Origin of the sequence: Streptomyces sp. NBC_01335 (assembly GCF_035953295.1) — a bacterium.
GTDB lineage: Bacteria > Actinomycetota > Actinomycetes > Streptomycetales > Streptomycetaceae > Streptomyces.
In genome coordinates this window covers 1,717,068-1,733,076 of record NZ_CP108370.1, presented here as the reverse complement: position 1 = coordinate 1,733,076, position 16,009 = coordinate 1,717,068, and the positions used below count along the sequence as shown (strand labels likewise).

Genomic DNA, 16,009 nt, shown 5'->3' with positions numbered 1-16,009 from the left:
AGACAAGCGGGGGCGGCCGGGTGACGCCAGTTCTCGGCGCCGTTCGGTGGGCGGCCCCGCAGGACACCGGGCAGCGGACGCACGACTGCCCCGGGGCCGGAGCCCCGGGGCAGTCTCACGCGTCGAGCCGGTGCGCGACCGTCAGCGGAAGGAGTTGATGTACCCGGCCGCCGGGGTGCCGACGCCCGTCACGTCGTCGTATCCCTTGACCGCCTTGAGCGAGGCGTCCTTGCCGAGGCTCCGCACCGACGTCAGCAGACCGTCCGCCGCGTCGACGCTGTTGGCGAAGTCCATCCGGACCACCGCGAGGTCACGGCCCGCACCCAGCGGGTGGTCGGTGACGTCGTGGTACGCCTTGGAGGAGTAGCGGGCGTAGATCGCCGGGTTGGCGAAGCCGATCGACCGGCCGTGCTGCGCCTGCTGCGCGAGGGCCTGGACACCGGCGATGACCGGGGCGGCCAGCGACGTACCGCCGATGCGGTACTCGTCGTAGCCGAGCGAGCCGTCGGGCAGCGTCTGGGTCTGGCCGACCAGGAAACCGGTGTTCGGGTCGGCGACCGCCGAGATGTCCGGTTCGGTACGCATCCGGGTCTTGCCGTTCGCCCGCGCGAGCGCGTCGGGCACGACACCGCGCTGGTAGGACGGCTGCTTCACGGTCGAGCTGGTGCCGCCGCCGGCGCCGGAGGTGTAGGCGCCGGGGAAGTCGGTCCAGCTCTTCCCGTCGGCCGACAGGGACGACTTCAGCGTGCCCCAGCCGGTCTCCCACTGGTACGCGTCGCCCTTGCCGACGGCCAGCGAGGTGCCGCCGACCGACGTGACCCACGCGGAGTTGGACGGGACGTCGACCTGCTTGGTGCCGGTGGACGCGACGTTGTCGCCCGCGTCGCCGGAGGAGAAGTAGAAGCCGATGCCCTCGACCGCGCCCAGCTTGAACACCTGGTCGTACGCGGCCGCGACGTCCGGGGTCTCGTTGGCCTCGACGTCGCCCCAGGAGTTGGAGACGATGTCGGCGAGCCGGTGGTCGACGACCTTGTTGAGCGAGTCCAGCAGGTCGGCGTCGTAGCAGGAGGCGCCGCCCACGTACACGATGTCCGCGGCGGGCGCGACGGCGTGCACGGCCTCGACGTCGAGGGTCTCCTCGCCGTACCAGCCGGACGCCCCGCACTCCTCGGTCGCCGTGTAGTCGGCCGGCAGCACCTGGCTGAGCTGGCCCTTCTTGTACGGGGCGTCGCCGTTGCGCTTGGCGTACTCCGCGGCGTCCTTCGCGATGGTCGGCGAGGCGTAGGCGTCGGTGATGGCGACGGTCACGCCCTTGCCGGTCCAGCTGCCCGCACCGTACGCGGAGCGGAGCTGGTCGCCGGTGTAGCCCTTGACCGCGTACGGCGCCTTGGACCCGTACGCGCTCGGCAGCGAGGAGGCGGTCTTCGAGCCGTAGTACGTGGAGAAGGGGCCGGCGTTGCGGAACACCGCGTCCGGCGGCGGCAGGACCTCGTCCTGGCTCGACTTGTGCGGCGCGTTGTCCAGGCCGGACACCGCCAGCACGGCCTTGCTCAGCCCGGCCGGCACGGAGGCCGTCGCGGACGGGGCGCGGTAGGTCCGGCTGCCCTTGCGGTAGTTGTGCAGCTGGGTGCTGAACGTCTTCTCGGCCGCGGCGACGTCACCGGTGGCGGAGACGTAGTGCTGGTTCGCGCCGGTGACGGTCAGACCGTTCGACGTCAGCCACTGGCTGACCTCGTCGATCTGCTGCTGGGTCGCTCCGAACCGGGCCTGGGCCTGCTCGGCGCTCAGGTACTTCCCGTACGAGGAGGACTGCGGGTCGGACACGGCGGTGGCGTAGGCGGCCAGCCCGGCCGCGTCCCGCCCGGCGAGGTGGACACGGACGCTCACCTTGCCGCTGTCCGCCGTGGCACCCTGGTCGGCCTGGGCGGTCGCCCAGGCCGGCTTGGTGCCCTGCAGCGCGTCGCGCCCACCCGGAGCGGAGTCCGCGCTGGCGGACGGTATGCCGAGGGCGAGTGCGCCGGCGAGCAGCGGCAGTGTCGCTGCCATGCTCAGTCCGGCGCGCCTTCTGGCGCGGCTGATTCTCATGTAACCCCCTGCGATATGGGTGTTCGCGTGCGGTACATGTGCTGGATGATGTGCACATGTAGTCCCGTCACTCTTACGAGGAACCCTTCATGTAAGGGGCATGCATTTGCCAAGAAACCGTCAAAAGGTCCTCACTGGCGGCGAGTTCGTGCATAGAAGAGCGGGAATGTGCAGGTCCTGACCGTTGACGGACATGTCCGGCGGGCTGAACGGCGTGGCGAACCGGGCGCGTTCGGGCCGAGCACGGTGGGGTGTGCCGGGCGCGTTCGGGCGCGTTCGGGCCGAGCAGGCTCCGGGGCGCGCCGGGCGCGTTCGGGTCGAACCGTCAGGGGCGCGGTGGCGTCCCACATGATCCGGAAGGGTCGCGGGAGAGTGGCAAGGGGAGCGGATGCCTACACGTGCGGGTGAACGGATACGGCGCGGGAGCGGCGCCGCCGCGCTGCTCGGGGCGGGGGCACTGGCCCTGGCCGGCTGTGCGGGGATCTTCGTACCGGCGGGGGAGGGCGAACCCCGGCCTTCGCCGACCGCCACCCGCGCGCCGGTCCCGTCCGGCGGGCCCGTCGCGGCGGAGACCCTGGACCCCTCCGCCTTCCCCTCGGGCGACACCGCACGGCCGACTCCCGCTCAGGCCGCCGCCCCGGCTCCTGCTTCGGCCCCCACTCCGACCGGCGACTGCCCCGACTCCGGCGTCCGGGTGGACATGGGGCCGGTGGAGGCGGCCATGTTCGCCCGCGCCGTCGTGCTGACCCTCGTCAACTGCGGTACCAAGCCCTACCGGGTCGACGGCTACCCCTCGGTCCGGGTCCTGGACGAGAACGGCGACCGGCTGCCGGTCCCGGTCAACCCGGGCCGCTCGATGTTCGGCGCCGACCTCGGCCCCGAGCCGGTGGCGCTGAAGCCCGGCGGGACCATGAAGTCCGTCCTCGCCTGGGTCTCGACCAAGGAGGGCGGCGACCTCATCGAGAGCGACTCCCTGGAGCTCGCGGCGGCCCCGGACGCGGGATCGCGGAACGTTCCGCTGGTGGAGCACGACCTCCGGCTGATGGACGAGCTGAACATGACGGCCTGGCGCACGAAGCTGCCGAGCTGAGGCGACCGCCTTCCGGAGTCCGCCGCCTGATGCCCGCCGCCTGGTGCCCCGCCTTGGTGTCCCGCCGCCCGCTCCCTCGGACCTGCGCGTCAACACGCTCCGAGGGGTTCCCCCGTCCGTGAGGCGACTGGGCGAACCCTGCCGGTCGGCGGCACTAGGCTTGGACGGCCTGAACCGTGTACGCACCCGTGCACCCGAGCACGCGCCGAGGAGAACCCCCGATGTCCGCAGAGCGTCCCACCCTGCCGCCGGTGCGGCTCCCCGCCGAGGCCGAACTGGCGAGGGACGCCCTGGCCGCGCCGCTGCTGGTGCGGGCCGTGCGCCTCGCCCGCTGGGCCGGGCCCGGTACGCGCGTCGGCGCCGGCGGAGAGCTCGTCGAGGCGCAGCTCCCCGCAGCCGCCGAGCACCTCGGCCTCCCCGCCGACGAGGACGGGGCCGCCCTCGCCAGCGAGGCGTGGCGGCTGGCCGTGGACACCGGGCTGGTCGACGTCACCGACCCGTCCGACGGTTCCGACTCCCCGGCCGGTGGCGACGGGGTCGCCGGGGCGGCGGAGCCCGCCGAGGGCACGGCCACGCAGGGGGAGAGTCTCGCCCTGCTGACCGGTGGTTCGCCGGCCGATGTCCTCTCCGTCTGGCTCGACGGCCTGGAGGCCGCCTTCGCCGACGCCACCGCCCCGGTCTTCGACGACTTCGCCGACCTGGTCGGCGAGGACGGCTCCGTCGACTTCGGCGCCCTGGACTGGGACCCGGAGGCCGAGGCCGAGTTCCTCGAAGGCGTGCTGGGCAACCTCTACCTCCTCACCCTCTCCGAGGGCGGCCCGGGCGACGGCCCCGTACCGCTGCCCGCCCTCGCCGCGTCCATGATCGTCCCGGACGACATGGGCGAGCCCACCGACGACATCCTGGAACAGGTGTCGGAGGCGATGATGCGGCTGGACGACCAGTTCCGGGTGCTGGAACCGATCGGGATCGTCGAGTACCACCCCGTCGACGAGACGCTGATGTTCGAGGAGGGCGAGGCGGCGGCCCAGCCCGTCGGCGACGAGGACGACGTCAGCCGGTACGGCATGGTCAGGCTCACCCCGCTCGGGCTCTACGGCATCCGGTCCCGGATGCTGGAGGCGGGTGTGGACGCGCCCGCCGTCGGCGACCTCGCGGACAAGGACGCCGCCGCCCTCCTGGACGGTGTCGCGTACTACCCCGAGGCGGCCGCCCAGGCGGAGATCGGGCTGTGGATCAGCGGACGCGGTGACGGCGACGCCGTCGCGACCGCCGCCGACCTGCTCGCCGCCGCCCGGGGCGACGACGAGGGCGCCCCGCTGCGCCGGCTCCACTGCCAGCAGGCGCTCGCCCTCACCGGCCCCGCCGCCGAGCCCGCCCTGCGCGCGGTGCTCGGCGATCCGGAGCTGGGCGGGCTCGCCCGGGTCTGGCTCGCGGAACACGGCGCGACGGACGTCCCGCCGCCGCCGGAGTCCATGGTCTTCTGGCTGGCCGTGGACACGCTCGCGGCGCAGCTGGACGCCGACGGCGAGGTGGCGGAGCTGCAAGGGCTCGTCGAGGGGCTCGTCAGCCGGGACGGCGACTTCTTCGACCAGATCTGGCGGGTCGACCACCCGGCGACCGCCGAGGTGCTCGACGCCATGGGCCGGCTGCACGGCGACAAGAAGACGGCGAAGGAAGCGCGCAAGGCGGCCTTCAAGGCCCGCTCCCGCAGCGGCGCCTGACGGTGTGCCGGCTGCCGCTCGCGGATGCGGGTGGCAGCCGACACCGGTGCGGCGCGCGGTGGTTGGGTATCCACGCGCCCCGGGCGTCCGTTGCACGGCAAGGGTGTGCCCACAAGTCGCCCGGAGTTCATGCGGAGTTGGCCTGGGGCCGCGAATGTGAGCGCGCCAACGCCCCGGACACCGCACAGGAGCCCGTCATGTCGTTCACGCGCAGGGAATTCAACCGTCAGTCCGCCGTAGCCGGCGCCGGAATCGCCCTCACCGGGGTGGTCGGCACCCTGGCCACCGCGCCCGGTGCCCTCGCCGCGGAGCACGACGGACACGGCCACGGCGGGCACGACGACCACGACGGCCGCGACCAGCACGGCCACGGGCACGACGGCCACGGGCACACCAAGGCGCCCGGCTACGGCCCGCTGATCGCCGACCCCAAGGGCATCCTGGCGCTGCCCGCCGGCTTCTCGTACCGGATCATCACGCACAGCGGTGTCACCAAGCTGGAGTCGGGCGAGACCACCCCCTCCAACCACGACGGCACCGCCGCCTTCGAGGGCCCGCGCGGCGTCACCCTCCTGGTCAACAACCACGAGCTGAGCGGTACACGCGCCGACTGGCCGCGCCCCGTCCCGCTCGCCGAGGGACTCGTCTACGACGCGGTCGCGGCCGGCGGCTGCACCGTCGTGGAGACCCGCCAGGGCGGCCACACCGCCGAGTGGGTCGGCATCGCCGGTACGTCCACCAACTGCGCGGGCGGCGCGACCCCGTGGGGCACCTGGCTGACCTGCGAGGAGACCGAGGACCGGGCGGGCAAGAACGGGCTCCTCAAGGACCACGGCTACGTCTTCGAGGTCGACCCCTACGACAAGCGCGCCAACCGCGACCCGCGCCCCGTCAAGGCCTTCGGCCGCTACGCCCACGAGGCCGTCGTCATCGACCCGCAGCGCGGCCACGCCTACCTCACCGAGGACGCGTCCACCCCGAACGGGCTGCTCTACCGCTGGGTCCCGCCGCAGGGCTTCGAGCACGGCCGCGGCAAGCTCCGCACGCTCGCCGACGACGCCGGTGTCCTCCAGGCCACCAAGTGCTTCGACAAGAGCGGCGCGTTCGTCGACGACCTGTCCCGCGCCACGAAGATCGGCACCGTGTACGGCGTCGACTGGGTCGACGTGCCGGACCGCGACGCCAGGACCGTCTCCGTGCGCAAGCAGTTCACCGACGCGGAGGTCACCCGCGCCCGCAAGCTCGAAGGCATGTGGTGGGGCGACGGCGGCGTCTACATCGTCTCCTCGTTCGCCCGCTCGGAGAGCCCCGTCCAGCACGACGGCCAGGTCTGGTTCTACGACCCCAAGCGCCGCACCCTCACCCTCAAGGTGCTCCTCGGCGTCAACCCCGACCCGTCGAAGGACGGCGCCTTCGACGGCCCGGACAACATCACCGTCTCGCCCTACGGCGGCCTGGTCATCGCCGAGGACGGCGAGGGCGTCCAGCACCTCTTCGGGGCGACCGACAGCGGCGCCACCTACCCCATCGCGCGCAACGAGCTGAACGAGGGCACCGCCGAGGCACCCGCGTACAGCGAGTTCACCGGCGTCACCTTCTCGCCCGACGGCAAGACGCTCTTCGCCAACATCCAGACCCCCGGCATCATGCTCGCCATCACGGGGCCCTGGAAGCGCCAGCCGAACAAGTAGCGGCTCCGCCCCACCCGCGGGCCGGGCCGGCGCCACACGCGCGGCCCGGCCCGGGTGGGGTCCGGCGTCACCCGTGAGGCGCCTCGCGCAGCAACGCCCGCGCCCGCTCGGTCCTGCGGGCGCCCGCCGGGTACGGCAGGGTCCTGGCCAGGGATTCGGCGCGGGCCAGCTCCCTGGCGCCCTCCCGCTCCTGGGCGAGCCGGGAGAGGGCGGTGCCGAGGGCGATCCGGGCCTCCACCTCGGCGAGGCGCTCCCCGGTGCGCTCGGACCGGGTCACCTCGGCGCGGGCCAGGCGCGTCGCGCTCTCGGGGCGTCCCGACAGGAGTTCCGCCCAGGCCACCAGGACCGGTGCGTCGCCGGTGTGGCCGTCCAGGGCGTGCAGCGCGTCGTCGGGGCGGCGTGCGCGCAGGGCGGATTCGGCGCGGGCGGTGCGCACCTCGTACTCGGCCTGGCGGTCGCCGAGGGCGGTGGCGGCGGCCCCGGCGCGGTCCAGGAGGGCGGCGGACTCCGCGGGGTCGCCCAGGAACGCCCGTACCCGTGCCATCGTGGCCAGCGCGTAGGGGAGGCACCAGGCCTCGTACGCCTCCGCGCCCGCGACGGCCTGTTCCGCGAGCGCGCGGGCCGGTTCGGGTTCTTCGAGGAGCAGGCGGAGTTCGGCGAGGTTCCCGCGCTCGAACGCGGCGGCCGTCGGGTCGCCGGACTGCTTGGCCAGCCCGAGCGCGCGGGCGCCGATCTCGACGGCCTCGCGCAGCCGGCCGGCCCGCCGCGCGTTCTCCCGCAGCGTCGACAGGACCGTACCGAGCAGCGTCGGGTCGCCGTACGCCTCGGCCGGGGCCAGGGCCTGGTCGCCCGCTTCGCGCGCCTGGTCGAGGTGGCCGGCGAGGCCGAGGTTGGCGGCCCGCAGACCGAACGCGCGGGCGGACAGGCCCTGCCCGCGGGTCCCCGGCACGTTCCGGGCGGCGGCCAGGGCGTCGAGGGCGGCCTCGGCTCCGGCCATGTACCGGCCCTGGACGCAGCGGATGAGGGAGAGGGCGAGGAAGTGGCCGGTGGCCGGTTCCGGCGCGGTGTCCTCGGTCACCGGGTGGTTCCGCAGGGTCCGCAGGCCGGTGGCCGGGCCGCTCGTCTTGGCGAGCGTCTCGGCGAGCAGCGCCGCCGCGAGGACCGCGTCGTCGTGGTCGCCGCGCCGCTCGAACTCGGTCAGGGCGAGCCGTACCGCGTCGGCGGCCTGCTCGAAGTGGCCCATCCTGCGCAGGACATGGGCGTGCGCGAGCCGGGCGCGGGCCGCGTCGACATCGAGGCGGGCCACCAGGTCGCGGTAGTAGCGGTCGGCGGCGTCGTTGGCGTACAGGGCGGCGGCCCGCTCGGCGGCCCGGCGCAGGTACTCGGCGGCGCGCGGGTCGTCGGCGCGCGCGAAGTGGGAGGCGAGGGTGTCGACGGCGTCGGGGCGCCGCCGCTGGACCGCCTGCGCGAACGCGGCGTGCAACTGTCTGCGGCGGACCACGGCCAGCTGCTCGTAGCAGGTCAGCCGGACCAGCGGATGGCGGAAGGCGACCCCGGCCTCGGGCCGTCCGGCCACCACCACCTGCCGTTCCTCGACGAGCGAGGCGGCGATGGCGCGCTCCAGCGCGTCGGCCGCCGCCGCGCCGGACACCTGCGGGTTGAGACCGTGCTCGGCGACGTCGAGCAGTTCGGAGAGCGCGGCGTCACCACCGGCGACCGAGAGCGCCTCGACCAGGCGGCGCGTGTCCGTGTCGAGCCGTTCGAGCCGGTCGGCCACCAGGTCCCGCACGCCCTCGGGGGCGTAGTCGCCCATGTCGCCGCGGGGCAGGTCGCGGGCGAGTTCGAGGGCGAACAGCGGGTTGCCGAGGGAGAGTTCCCAGACCCGGTTGGCCCCGCCGCCGTGGGGCGGCCCGCCCCCCGCGTCCCGTACCACCGCCAGGCACGCCTCCTTGTCGAGGCGCTCCAACTCCTCGCGCACGCAGAGGCGCTGGCGCATCAGGGAGGCCACGGCCGAGCGGCGCGCGTCGCCGTCGGGAAGCTCCTCCTCGCGGTAGGTCGCCAGGAAGCGCAGCGCCGTCCCCCGCTGCACGGACCGCCGGGCCAGATGGCCGAGGAGCTGGTACGAGCCGGAGTCGGCGCTGTGCAGGTCGTCGAGCACCACCAGCACCGGGCGGACCGCCGCCAGATCGCCCAGGAGCGCCGTGCTCGCCCGGAACAGCCGGTCCCGCTCCTCCTCCGGGCTGCGCTCGCCGGTCGTCCCCACCTGCCCGAGCGACGGCAGGAACGCGGCGAGTTCGGGGTACTCGGAGCCGACCCGGGCCCGCTCGGCCGCGCTGTGTTCGGCGAGCCAGCCGTCGAGCGCCTCCGCGAACGCCCCGTACGGCGTGTGAGCTCCGGCGTCCTGGCCGCCGCCCCAGAGCACGGCCGTACCCGCCGCGGTGGCCCGCCGCGCCACATCGCCGACCAGGCGGGTCTTCCCCACCCCCGCTTCCCCGGTGAGCAGGGTGAGGGGCGGGCCGTCCGCCGCCAGGAGGCGGTCCAGCACCGCGTCGCGGCCCCGCAGCGGCGGTGCGGTCGCCGCCCGCAGCGGGGCCGGGAGCAGGGGAGTGGCGGGTACGGGCGCGGGTGCGGCGGCCAGCGCGGCCCGGTGCAGACGCTCCGTCTCCGGGCCCGGCCGGACGCCGAGTTCGGTGTCGAGGGCCTCGCGGCACACGTGGTACTGGTGCACGGCCCGGCGCCGCAGCCCCTGGCGCAGCCAGGCCTCGATGAGGATGCGGTGGGCCAGCTCCTCGGCGGGGCTGCCCGCGAGCACCTGTCCGGCGACGGCCGCCGCCTCGGCGGCAGCACCTCGTTCCAGGTGCTGCCCGGCGAGCCGGAGCAGCAGTTGCTCGCGGAGCAGGGTGAGCCGGCCACGCCGGTCGTCGGCCCAGCGCGCGTACCGGTCCTCCGGCAGCAGCTCGCCGGTGAACCGTTCGATCGCGGCCATCAGTTCGTCGGCCCCGCCGTCGGCGAGGGCGGTGCGGGCGGAGGTCTCGGCCTCGTCGGCGTCGATCCACACGGTGGCCGGATCGAGATGGAGGAGCGCCCCGTCGGAGACCAGGTACGAGGAGGTGGCGCGCGGGGCGAGTTCGGGTTCCAGGGCGCGGCGGGCGGCGTGCAGGGCGACCCGCAGGCTGCCGGCGGCGGCCTTCGGATCGGCGTCGGGCCAGCAGACGGCGATGGCCTCCTCGCGGTGGAGGCGGTGGCCGGGCACGACGGCGAGCAGCTTCACCAGCGCGCGTGCTCCGGGGCGCGGCCACCGGTCGGCGAGTTCGGGTCCGCCGTCGCGGGTGGCCCTGAATCCGCCGAGCAGGTGCAGGCGCAGCAACGGCGCGGCGGAAGTCGTACTGTCCGGTCGTTGCGCGTTCATCAGGATGCACTGTAATCGAACACACATGGGACCCCCCGGGCGAGGCCCGAGGGGTCCGTGTCACGTCAGGGCGTCAGCCCGTCGGTCAGGAGAGCTTGTACGTGGCGACCTGGTGGATGCCGTTGTCGTCGAGCAGGTAGCGACCGCCGAGGTCTTCGGCGAGCCGGTCCGAGCCGTAGTCGTCGCCCTGGAGCGAGAGCACCTCGTCGGTGCCGTCGCCGTCGAGGTCGGCGGCGAGGAAGTTGCGGGCGCCGATCAGGTTGGCGCCGCCGAGAGACCCCTGGAAGGAGTCCTCGCTCGCGAAGAAGTCCGCGTCCCCGGTGTAGGCGCCGACGGAGCCCTCCCCGCCGACGATCAGCAGCTTCCGGCCGCCGGGGCCGGTGGCGAAGGCGCCGTTGTAGGACTGCCCGAGCACCCCGGCCTTCTCGTCTTCGGTGCCCTCACCGGAGAACTTCCGGAAGGACGAGGTGCCCGCCTGGTAGAGGACGCCGTCGTCGGTGAAGAAGCCGCCGTGCGTCCACAGGCCGCCCATGGTCGTGGAGTGCACGACCTTGCCGGTGCGGCCGTCGCGGATCTCCATGTAGGTGTGCGGGGCGCTGGCGTCGGTGGCGCCGAGGCCGGCCTGCGACTGGATGTCCCAGGTGTAGACGACCGCGTGGCCGTCGGCGTACGGGATCTCCGGGGAGGCGAAGGTGCCCTTGTACGTCAGCGCGGCGTGGACGACCCCGTCGGTCGACGCGGCCGGGACCTCCGGCGCGATGCTCCACTTCGTCTTGCCGGTCTTGGCGTTGAGCGCGACCGCGTTCGCCCCCGGGTCGGCCAGGTTGATCGAGTCGACCTTGGAGTACGAGGTGTAGACCTTGCCGTCCAGGACCGACGGGTCGGAGAAGACCACGTCACCGAGGTCCTTGGGCGCCGCGTACGACCAGATCTTGTGCCCGTCGCCGTAGTAGGCGTTCAGGGTGTTCGTCGGGACGACGATGTCCTGCTCGCCGTCGCCGTCGAGGTCGGCGAGCTTCACCGAGTGGACGAACTGGCCGCCGCTGTCGATGGTGGCCAGCGTCTTGCCGGTCCTGGCGTTGAGGACGACCACGGCGGAGTCGGCGGCGACGACGATCTCGTCCTTGCCGTCCCCGTTGACGTCACCCTTCTGCATGTCGTGCACCGCGCCGGGAACCGTGGCGCTCCACAGCTTCTCGGGCTTGCCGGAGACGAGCGAGGGACCGGAGTAGGCCCACACGCCGTCCGACGAACCGGCCATCACCACGTCGGACTTGCCGTCCTTGTTCACGTCGGCGGTCTGCGCGTAGGAGATGTCCGCCTGGAGCGGCGTGATGCTCTGCTGCTTGCCGTTGCCGAGCTTGAACGTACGGATGTTCTGGCTCTGGTCGATGACCCGGACGTGGGTGCCCTCGGCGTCGCTGAAGACGTCCTGGTACATCGGCGCGCCGGTGAGGCCCTTGTTCTGCCAGACGACGGCGCCCTTGCCCGAGTACACGGTCGTCGCGGCGAAGCGTTCGCCGCCGGAGTTCTGCGACCCGGAGATCATGCGGTCGTCGTCGCCCGCGACGACGAGCTTGCCGTCGGCGACCTGGAGACGCCAGACGTTCGGCCCGTCCTGGCTGTTCCCGGCGTCGCGCTTGGTCGTCTGCGACCACAGCAGCTTGCCGGGCGCGTCGCCGTTCACGACACGCACCGTGTTGGCGTTCACCTGGAGGTAGTTGTCCAGGGAGGACTCGGCGACCACGTACTCGTCGCCCGCCTTGGCGGTGAGGTCACCGATCGTCAGAGCGGTGGGCAGCACGTTGACCCGGCTGTCCAGCGTCGTACGGTTGCCGGTCTTCAGGTCGTACGCGGCGACCTCGTACTTCACCGCGTCGTTGACGTCGGACTGCTCGATGGCGACGAGCCGCTTGCGGCCGGCGTCGACGCGCAGCTGACGGCTGTAGAGCAGGCTGTCGGTCTTCCAGGTGACCGAGCCGTCCGCCACGTTCAGGGCGAGGGTGTGACCCCGGCCCTCCACCGTGCTGGTCATCGCCCGGTCCCACGAGACGGCGACCTTGCCCTTGCCGAGGTCCTGGATGTCGCCCCAGGCGGCGTCGCCCGCCTCACCGGTGTCGTACGTCCACGTGGACGACGGAGTCAGCTTGCCGTCCGCCGAGGAGAAGCGGATGCCGTACAGCTTCGCCGTGTCGGCGGCCGGAGAGTTCATGTTCATCCGGGGCGCGTCGGCGACGAGCAGCGTGCCGTCGACGATCTTGACCATGGTGGCGTAGTCGTACAGCTTCGACCACACCGTCTTGCCGGTCTTGCCGTCGAGGATGGTCACGAAGGTGCCGTTGGGCAGCGACGAGCCGGGCGAGGTGAACGGGCGGTAGGACAGGATGCCGACGCTCGCCGAGAAGACGATGTCGTCGACGCCGTCACCGGTCAGGTCGCCCGTGGAGTAGCCGGAGTCGGAGGAGGGCGTGAACGGCGAGACCGCGTTGTAGCCCATCATGATCCGCACCGGGAACGGCTCGGGCTGCCACGGGCGCAGGGCCTTGACCTGCCAGTCCGTGTAGTACGAGTTGTTCGTGCGCTCCCACACGGACTCGCCGTCCGCGGTGTGCAGCTGCACGTTGCCCCGGCCGTGGACGGTGAAGTAGTCGCCGTTCTTGCCGACGGGCACGGTCGCGCCCATGCCCAGCACGCCCTCCAGGGAGGAGGTGCCGGTGAAGGTGACCGGGGCGGCGGCGTCGGTGGCGGCATCGGTGGACGTGCCGTCCAGCGAGGAACCGGAGCCGGAGGACGGCGCGTCCGTACCGGACGCGGGCGCGTCCTCCGCCTGGGGGCTGACCTGGTTCTCGGCCGCGTCACCGTACGGGTCCAGGGCGACATCGGCGGTCAGCTGCTGCGCCTGGGCGGCCGTCAGCTTCAGGACGCCGTCACCGTCGTCGGCGGCCAGGGCCTGCGGGGCGATGCTCAGGCAGAGCCCGGCGGCGACCAGGGCGGAGGCGAGCTGGACGCCCCGCCGCGAGTGGAGGTTTCTCATCACTTGGCTCCCTGCGTGAAGCGGATCGCCGAACCGGCGGTGATGACCGACTGGTTGTAGGCGTACTGGAGGGCGTCGGTGCCGGCCTGGTTCTGGATGCCGACCGTGGCACCCGCACCCAGGTCCGCGACCGACTTGTACTGGAGGGTCACCGCGCCGGTGGCCTCGTCGAAGACGGCCTCGAAGGTGGCGCGCCCGGTGGTGCCGTTCGCGTAGGCCGCGTCGTTCCAGACGACGGCGAACTTGCGGCTGCCCTTGGTGCCGGTGGTGGCGGTCTGGACGGACGACTTCTTGTCGAGCGTCAGGTCGTCCCAGAGCGGGGCGATGAAGCCGTTGGGGTTGTACTCGGTCGGCAGCGTGGTGTTCGCGTAGTCGCCGACGCGCGGCGCCAGGAAGTTCAGCATGCCGTCGGTGGTGACGGAGGTCGTGGAGTACGAGACCCCGTACAGCTTCACCGGGAAGGGCAGCGAGATCGTCGTGGCGTCCTCGTCACCGGTCAGGGCGACCTTCTTCGAACCGGCGATCCAGGAGTAGGCGGCCGGGGCGCAGCTGTTGCCGGTGGCGTCGGTGCGGGCCGGGACCTGGACGTCCTTGGTCAGGTCGGCGGCGGCGACGGTGGTGGCACCGGTGAAGATGCCGTTGCACAGGACCGGCGCGGTCGGCTTCACGGTCAGGGTGTAGGCACCCTCGGCGACCTTCGGCAGCGTGTACTTGCCCTTGGCGTTGGTGACCACCGAGGGGACCGGGGAGCCGGTCAGCTCGACGGTCGCGCCGGGCAGGGCCTTGCCGGTGACGTCCAGGACGGTGCCGGTGACCTTGTGCGAGGCGACGGCGGAGAGCGCGATGTCCTGCGTCAGCGCCTGGTTCTCGGTGATCTCGACGCCGGCGACCTGGGCGGTCGCGTAGCCGTAGCCGCTGAGCGCGAAGTCGTACGTGCCCGGGTTGAGCGACAGGCGGTACGTGCCGTCGGCGCCGGTGGTGACCGTACGGGTGCCGTAGGTGGCGTTGGTGGCCTTGACGACGGCGCCGGAGACGGCGGTGCCGGTGGCCTTGTCGGTGACCTTGCCGCTGACGGTGCCCGCGGTGTGCGGGGCCTTGTCGACGGACGCGAGGATGTCGAGCTTGCCCTGGCCCCAGACGTTGTTCATGTCGGCGGTGCCACCGCAGTGGGTGTCGTCGACGTCACGGGCGCCCTGGTTGAGCAGGTCACGCGTGCCCTGGATGTCACCGATCAGCGACGGGGCCGCCGACCACAGGAGGGCGACAGCGCCCGCCACGTGCGGGGTGGCCATGGAGGTGCCGTTCTCCGTGTTGTACGAAGAACCCGGCCACGTCGACTCGACGTTCACGCCCGGCGCCGAGATGTTCGGCTTCGCCGAACCGTCGACCAGCGACGGGCCGAAACCGGAGAAGGACGCGATCTTGCCGTTCGCGTCGTACGCGCCGACGCCGTAGGAGGGCGCCTGGGAACCGGGTGCGTGGGCGGTGGAGCAGGTGGTGCCGTCACCGTCGTTGCCGGCCGCGAACGCCTCGAAGATGCCCGCGGAGTTCCAGGCCTCGACGATGTCCTGGTAGAACGTCGTGTCGTCGCCGCCCCAGGAGTTGTTGACGATGTTCGGCGCCAGGTCCGGGCGCGGGTTCTGCCCGTTGTGGTCGGTCGGGGCGAGGATCCACTGGCCGGCGGCGAGCAGGTACTCGTCCGTGCACTGGCTCGACTCGCAGCCCTTGGCGGCGATCCACTTGGCGTTCGGGGCGATGCCGATGCCGTGCTTGCCGACCATGGTGCCCATGGTGTGGGTGCCGTGACCGTTGTTGTCGCACGGGGTGCCGTCGGCGGCGCAGGTCCCGGACGGGTCGTAGAAGTTGTAGTCGTGCGTGAAGGTGCCGTCGCCGTTGTTGCCCCGGTACTGGGCCACCAGGTCGGGGTGGTCGAACTGCACGCCCGAGTCGACGCTGGCGATGACGATGCCCTCGCCGCGGTCGTCGTACTGGTTCCACACGTCGTCGGCGTTGATGTCGGCGACGCCCCACTCGGGGGTCTCGTCACCGTTCGCGGACGAATCCGTGGCGCTCTTGGCCGACGAGCCCTTGACCGAAGGGTTCGTGCGCGACGTGGTGATCTTCGCGTCGGAGGTCTCGATGTCGTCGAGCTGGTAGTGCCGCTCCGGCACGATGCTCGCGACGTCCGAGCGCTTCGCCAGCTGATTGATCAGGTCCTGGTCACCGGTCACCTTGACGGTGTTCGCGATCCAGTAACCTTCGTGGCTCACCTTTTCCTTGTCGAGGAAAGAGTTGAGCGACTTCTGGCTGGACTTGGCGTGGGCGCGCAGTTCGCCGTACGCGGCCTTCGCACGGGCCGCGTGGGACTTCTGCTTCTTGGCGGAGGACAGGTCCGCCTGGTCCTTCAGCGTGACGAAGAAGGTCGCCTCGCCACCGCCGTCGACGGCGGTCAGCAGGGCGGAGTCGACCTTCGGGGACGGCGCGGCGTCGGCGGCAGCCGCGGCCGGCGGGCCGATCAGCAGACCGGCGGTGGTGAGCGCGGCGGCCACCAGCGCGGCGGATCTGCGCCGGGACGATCGGGGCAGGTGCATCGGGGGTGCTCCTCCAGGGACGGTACGGGGGAGCCCGGACGTTAGACAGACGCCGTTACTCGGGCATTACAGCCCGCAGTGGGGTCCGGTGGACGAGACCGACGTACGGGACCGCGGTACGGCACCGAGGAGCCGGGCCGGGCACAGGGCCGGCCGGGGGCCCGCCGGGGTGGGCGCCGCGTGCCGGCCGTTCGTCCGTCGCTCGCCGCCCGTGCGGCGGACCGGGCAGGCCGGGCGGCTCCGCACCCCCGCCGGACGCCCCCGAACCGCCACACCTTCGGGGGTCTTTCGGGACCGGTGACCCGGGCGGCCACGCCGTCCGAAGCGCTCCGTGGCGGCGACCGCCCCTGGTCGCGGGCGTATCACGAATGCGGCACTACTGGGC

The 16,009-nt window shown here is 72.8% G+C and carries 7 protein-coding genes; 3 read left to right on the top strand and 4 right to left on the bottom strand.

Annotation, left to right across the window (positions count from 1 at the left end; translation table 11 throughout):
- Positions 1–141: 141 nt before the first annotated feature.
- Positions 142–2,046 carry a S53 family peptidase gene (locus OG599_RS07145; RefSeq protein WP_327175100.1) on the bottom strand — a complete coding sequence of 635 codons (1,905 nt, stop codon included), beginning with the start codon at positions 2,044–2,046 and terminating at the stop codon, positions 142–144.
- A gap of 427 nt (positions 2,047–2,473) precedes the next feature.
- On the opposite strand from OG599_RS07145, the gene OG599_RS07140 reads away from it, so the two are divergent.
- The 3 genes from OG599_RS07140 to OG599_RS07130 all read left to right on the top strand — a co-directional run bounded on the left by OG599_RS07140 (position 2,474) and on the right by OG599_RS07130 (position 6,590).
- Positions 2,474–3,175: a DUF4232 domain-containing protein gene (locus tag OG599_RS07140; RefSeq protein ID WP_327175099.1), complete on the top strand. Its 702-nt coding sequence runs from the start codon at positions 2,474–2,476 to the stop codon at positions 3,173–3,175.
- Positions 3,176–3,396: 221 nt separating this feature from the next.
- Positions 3,397–4,899 carry a hypothetical protein gene (locus tag OG599_RS07135; protein ID WP_327175098.1) on the top strand — a complete coding sequence of 501 codons (1,503 nt, stop codon included), beginning with the start codon at positions 3,397–3,399 and terminating at the stop codon, positions 4,897–4,899.
- A 197-nt stretch (positions 4,900–5,096) separates the two neighbouring features.
- Positions 5,097–6,590 carry an alkaline phosphatase PhoX gene (locus OG599_RS07130; RefSeq protein ID WP_327175097.1) on the top strand — a complete coding sequence of 498 codons (1,494 nt, stop codon included), beginning with the start codon at positions 5,097–5,099 and terminating at the stop codon, positions 6,588–6,590.
- Between the two features lie 67 nt (positions 6,591–6,657).
- Here OG599_RS07130 and OG599_RS07125 read toward each other — a convergent pair whose 3' ends face one another.
- The 3 genes from OG599_RS07125 to OG599_RS07115 form a co-directional block, all read right to left on the bottom strand.
- Positions 6,658–9,999 carry an ATP-binding protein gene (locus OG599_RS07125; RefSeq protein ID WP_327175096.1) on the bottom strand — a complete coding sequence of 1,114 codons (3,342 nt, stop codon included), beginning with the start codon at positions 9,997–9,999 and terminating at the stop codon, positions 6,658–6,660.
- Between the two features lie 85 nt (positions 10,000–10,084).
- Positions 10,085–13,033 carry an FG-GAP repeat domain-containing protein gene (locus OG599_RS07120; RefSeq protein WP_327175095.1) on the bottom strand — a complete coding sequence of 983 codons (2,949 nt, stop codon included), beginning with the start codon at positions 13,031–13,033 and terminating at the stop codon, positions 10,085–10,087.
- Positions 13,033–15,624 (bottom strand): S8 family serine peptidase, encoded by a 2,592-nt coding sequence (locus OG599_RS07115; protein WP_327175094.1) that lies wholly within the window; start codon positions 15,622–15,624, stop codon positions 13,033–13,035. The genes OG599_RS07120 and OG599_RS07115 overlap by 1 nt, the downstream gene beginning before the upstream one ends.
- Positions 15,625–16,009: the final 385 nt, after the last annotated feature.